This window comes from Protofrankia sp. CiP1_Cm_nod4 (genome assembly GCF_982290645.1).
Genome location: NZ_CEVIVC010000004.1, coordinates 50,305 through 55,429, shown reverse-complemented (window position 1 = coordinate 55,429; position 5,125 = coordinate 50,305). Strand labels below are relative to the sequence as shown.

The 5,125-nt window shown below is 76.9% G+C and carries 5 protein-coding genes and 1 pseudogene; all 6 read right to left on the bottom strand.

The features are described 5' to 3' along the window. On the bottom strand, nucleotides 1–414 hold a 414-nt coding region (locus AC5LSR_RS02060; protein WP_250284826.1), incomplete at its 3' end, for a type II 3-dehydroquinate dehydratase. A gap of 153 nt (nucleotides 415–567) precedes the next feature. After that, nucleotides 568–1,698 (bottom strand): 3-dehydroquinate synthase, encoded by a 1,131-nt coding sequence (gene aroB / locus AC5LSR_RS02055; RefSeq protein WP_250284824.1) that lies wholly within the window; start codon nucleotides 1,696–1,698, stop codon nucleotides 568–570. Between the two features lie 35 nt (nucleotides 1,699–1,733). After that, a complete protein-coding gene (locus AC5LSR_RS02050; protein ID WP_250284811.1) occupies nucleotides 1,734–2,438 on the bottom strand; it encodes a shikimate kinase in 705 nt (234 codons plus the stop codon). 25 nt (nucleotides 2,439–2,463) lie between these two features. Next, entirely contained in the window at nucleotides 2,464–3,699 is a 1,236-nt protein-coding gene (gene aroC / locus AC5LSR_RS02045; protein WP_250292099.1) for a chorismate synthase, read from the bottom strand. A 101-nt stretch (nucleotides 3,700–3,800) separates the two neighbouring features. Further along, a complete protein-coding gene (locus AC5LSR_RS02040; protein ID WP_250284806.1) occupies nucleotides 3,801–4,490 on the bottom strand; it encodes a prepilin peptidase in 690 nt (229 codons plus the stop codon). Then, nucleotides 4,487–5,125: pseudogene (locus AC5LSR_RS02035) on the bottom strand (shikimate dehydrogenase); the annotation flags it as partial. The pseudogene AC5LSR_RS02035 and the gene AC5LSR_RS02040, both read right to left, overlap by 4 nt.

Below are 5,125 nucleotides of genomic sequence, written 5' to 3'. Positions count from 1 at the left end.
GCGGGCCGCGACCGCGCGCAGGGCGAGGAGGTAGGAGTCGAAACCGAGGCCGGTGATAGTCCCGGTCGCCACCGCGCTGATCACGCTGTGGTGCCGGAACGCCTCCCGGGCATGGGTCTGGCTCAGGTGGACCTCGACCAGCGGGCCCGCCACCTGCGCGGCCGCGTCGCGCAGCGCGTAGGAGTAGTGCGACCAGGCACCCGGGTTCAGCACGACCGGGACGCCGAGGTCGGCGGCCTCGTGCAGCCAGCGCAGCATCGTGGCCTCGTCGTCGGTCTGCCGGCAGTCCGCCACCAGGCCGAGCTCCCCGGCCAGCTCCTGGCAGGCCGCCACCAGGTCGGCGTAGCTGCGGCTGCCGTACACCGCCGGCTCCCGCAGCCCCAGCCGGCCGAGGTTCGCCCCGCTGAGCACCATGACCTTCACGACCGGGCCCTCATGACCGGGATCTTCATACCCGGGCCTGCGTGGCCGGGCCTGCGTGGCCGCGCCCTCGTGGGCGGGCACCCGACGCGCCAGGCCCCGGCGGGGCCTCCCCCGTGCGCCTGGCCCGGGTGTGCCGGGGTGCTGTCACCGCTCGTCCCCGCCGGGCAGGTCCGACAGCTCCCGGGCCACCTCCGAGAACGCGGCCACGACCAGCGCCCGGTCCGGGTCCTCCAGGATGCGTGGCCGGCCGAGCCCCTCGAGGGCGACGAACCGCAGCCGCCGGCCGCGGCTCTTCTTGTCCAGCCGCATCGCGTCGAGCAGCTCCGGCCAGCGGTCCGCCCGGTAGACGGTGGGCAGCCCGACCCGTTCGAGCAGCGCCCGGTGCCGGTCGGCGGTGGGCTCGTCCAGGCCCAGCGCGAGCCGGCCCAGCGAGGCCGCGAAGACCATGCCGACCGATACCGCCGCACCGTGCCGCCAGCTGAACCCCTCGACCTTCTCGATGGCGTGCCCGAGGGTGTGCCCGTAGTTGAGGATCTCCCGCCGGCCGGCCTCCCGCGGGTCGGCCGACACCACCGCCGCCTTCACCCGGATCGACCGCTCGATCAGCTCGCGCTGGTGGCGCAGCCCGCTCGGGTCGTCCTCGAGCAGGTCGAGGATGGCCGGGTCGGCGATGAAACCGGCCTTCACGACCTCGGCCAGGCCCGAGATCCGCTCGTTGGCGGGCAGGCTCGCCAGCGTCGCCAGGTCGGCGAACACGGCGAGCGGATGGTGGAAGGCCCCGACGAGGTTCTTGCCGGCGTCGGTGTCGATGCCGGTCTTGCCGCCGACCGCCGCGTCCACCATCCCCAGGACCGTGGTCGGGACCTGCACGAGGTCGACGCCGCGCAGCCAGGTGGCGGCCACGAAGCCGGCGAGGTCGGTCGTCGCCCCGCCGCCGAGGCCGATCACGACGTCGTCGCGGGTGAAGCCGACCTGGCCGAGGACGTCCCAGCAGAAGCCGGCGACGCGGGCCTGCTTGGCCTCCTCGCCGTCGGGGACCTCGACCGCGTGGGCCTCGACCTTCGCGGCATCCCGCAGGTCCGCGACCACCGCCTCCGCGGTCGCCCGCAGCGCGCGGGGGTGGATGACCGCGGCCCGGGTACGGCCGGCGACCCGCTCGGCGAGCTCGCCGAGCAGGCTCGTGCCGACCACGACCTGGTAGGGACGCTCGCCGGTGGGCGCGACCTCGATGCGGGTCACCGCGTCCGGGGCGGCCGGCCCCCCCTGGGACGCCAGCGGGGCGGCGGGGACCGGGGCCGCCGGCGATGTCGTCACGGCCCGACCAGCGGCCCGGGCAGCCGGCCCGCCGGCGCCGCGACAGCATGATCGTGATGCCGGCGGTCCGCCAGCAGCTTCTCGACCAACCCGACCACCTCCTCAGGTGTGTGCCCCACGGTGTCCACCACCGCGGCGGCGACTTCGGCGTACAACGGCGCGCGGGCCCGCAGCATCGCGGCGATCCTGGTGCGCGGCCCCTCGACCAGCAGTGGCCGGTCCCGGGCCAGGCCGACCCTGGCCACCGCGTCGTGGACCCCGACGTCGAGGTGGACGACGGTGTGCCCGCGCAGCGCCTGCCGGGTGGCCGCGTCCAGCACGGCCCCGCCGCCGAGGGCGAGCACCCCGTCGTGCCCGGCCAGGGCGCGGGCGACGGCGTCCCGCTCCAGTGCGCGGAAGTGCTCCTCCCCCAGCTCGACGAAGATGTCGGCGACGGACCGCCCGGCCCGGGCCTCGACGTCGGCGTCGGTGTCCCGGAAGGCCACCTCCAGCCGCCGCGCCAGCAGCCGTCCGACCGTGGTCTTCCCCGACCCGGGCGGGCCCACGAGCACCACGACCGGCCGCCGCACGCGGGCCGCCGCGGCAGCGCTGCCGGCGGCGGCACCCTCAGCGGCAACGCTGCCAAGGGCGACACCGTCGGCGGCGCCGCTGTCAGCGGCGCCAGTGGCAGCGGCGCCGGCGGCGTCCGGAGAGCCGGTCACCGGGCCGCCACCAGGACAGCGGCGATCATATCGGCTCCGATCGGACGATCAGGGACTTCAGGTATGTCTCACAGTTGCGGCGGGACTCCTCCACCGAGTCGCCGCCGAACTTCTCCAGGGCCGCGTCGGCGATCACCAGCGCCACCATGGCCTCGCCGACCACCCCGGCGGCGGGCACCGCGCACACGTCCGAGCGCTGCGCGATCGCGACCGCCCGCTCCCCGGTGGCGACGTCGATCGTCGACAGCGGCCGGGACAACGTCGAGATCGGCTTCATCGCGGCCCGGACCCGCAGCGGCTCACCGGTGGTCATCCCCCCTTCGACGCCGCCGGCGCGGTCGGTGGCCCGCCGCACCCGGTAGATGCCCCCCGGGTGCGCCACCGCCTCCGGGGCGTCCCCGGCGGGCACCGACTCGATCTCGTCGTGGGCCTGCGACCCGCGGCGGCGGGCCGTGGTGAAGCCGTCACCGAACTCCACGCCCTTGATCGCCTGGATGCCCATCAGCTCCCCGGCGATCCGCGCGTCGAGGCGGCGGTCGCCGTGCACGTAGCTGCCCAGCCCCGGGGGGCAGCCGTAGGCCAGCACCTCGACGATCCCGCCCAGGGTGTCGGCGTCCCGGTGGGCGGCGTCGATCTCGGCGACCATCCGCACGCTCGTCGCCGGGTCGGCGCAGCGGACCGGGTCGGCGTCCACCACGTCCATCGCGGCCGGCTGGGGCAGCGGCGAGCCGGGCGGCACCTCGACACCGCCGATCGACACCACGTGCGAGACGACCTCGATGCCGTACGCCTGCCGCAGCAGGGCCTTGGCGACCGTGCCCAGCGCGACACGGGCCGCGGTCTCCCGGGCGCTGGCCCGTTCCAGCACCGGGCGGGCGTCGTCGAACCCGTACTTCTGCATACCGGCAAGATCCGCATGGCCGGGCCGGGGGCGGGTCAGGGGGGCGTTGCGGGCCAGCCTGGCGAGCCCCTCGGCGTCGACCGGATCCGGCGCCATGACCTCCCGCCACTTCGGCCATTCGGTGTTGCGGACGACGACGCTCACCGGGCCGCCCAGGGTCAGGCCGTGGCGGACCCCGCCGAGCAGCTCGACCTCGTCCCGCTCGAAGCTCATCCGGGCGCCCCGCCCGTGCCCGAGCCGACGCCGGGCGAGTTCGTCGGCGATCAGGGAGCTGGACACCCGGACACCGGCCGGCAGCCCCTCCAGGGTCGCCACCAGAGCCGGCCCGTGCGACTCCCCGGCAGTCAACCAACGCAGCATGGGGCCAGTCTTCCACGCCACCGGCGCGCCGGAACCAGCTCCTTCGGTCGGGATGCCCCGGGACGGGAACACTCCGGCGGGACGGGGACGCTCCGGCGGGTTCAGCCCGCGTTCCAGCCGAGGACGCCGACGAACGCCCCCGTCAGCAGGAACGGCCCGTAGGCGATCGACGTCCGCCGGCCGGCCCGCCGCGTCACCAGCAGGACCAGCGCCCACACCCCGGCGAGGACGATCCCGGCCAGCAGCCCGGTGAGGGCCACCGGGACGCCGAGCCAGCCGAGCGCGCCGCCGAGCAGACCGGACAGCTTCACGTCACCGAAGCCCAGACCGGCACCGGGCAGCGCCCAGAGCGCCGTGAACAGGGCGAGCACGGCCGCCGCCACCGCGACGGCGCGCACCCAGCGCCCCGGGCCGCCGTCCAGGGCCGCGGCGATGCCGAACAGCCCGGCCAGGACCGGGTAGGACGGCAGGGTGATCACGTCGGGCAGCCGGTGGACCCGGGCGTCGACGGCGGCCAGGACCACTCCGACCACCCCGAGGTAGGCGTACGCCGGCAGCCAGGCGACATGATCGGTCAGCTTGGCCGCGAACGCGACGACGACGGTGGCCGTGAGCAGGCCGAGGACGTCCCGGGTCGGCGCCGGCCGGCGCGGCTGCTCCCCCGCCAGCGGCCCGAAGAAGCCCACCATGCGGGTCAGCCCCGGGACGACGCACAGGACGGCAAGAACGATCACGGCGACCAGCACGGCCGACCCGGACGACATGGCCGCCCCGCCCGGCGGGACGCTCACCGTGCCGCCAGGGCGGCTTCGCCCGCGGCCAGCAGCAGGTCCACGTCCACCTCGGCGCCGGTGAACAGCCGGACCTGCCCGACCGCCTGGGCGGCCAGCACGACCAGCCCACCGGCGACCGGCGCCCCGGCGGCCCGCGCGGCGGCGGCGAGCCGGGTGGGCCACGGGTGGTAGAGCAGTTCGACCAGGGCGGTCGAGGCGGGCCACGGCCGGCGCGCGAGCTCGTCGGTGGCACCGGCCGGCGTGGTCGCGAACACGACGTCGGCGGCGGCCAGGAGGCTCGCCGGGTCCGCCGGGTCCGCTGGGCCCGTGGCCGCGGCGGGCCCGGCGCCGGCGGTGTCCCAGCGGTGGACGGTGACGGCCAGCCCGAGGGCGGCGCCGATCTCGACCAGGGGAGCCGCGGCCGGCGGCCGGCGGGCGAGGATGTCGGCCCGCTCGGCGCCGAGCGCGGCGAGCGCGGCGAGCACGGCCCGGGCGGTGCCCCCGGCGCCGATGACGAGCGGGCGGCGCGGGGCCCGCCCGGCGCCGAGGACCGTCGTCACGGCGTGCGCCGTTCCGGCGACGTCGGTGTTGAAGCCGGCCAGCCGGACGGGCCCGGCGGCCCCGGCGCGCTCCTGCCCGGCGTCCCGTCCGGC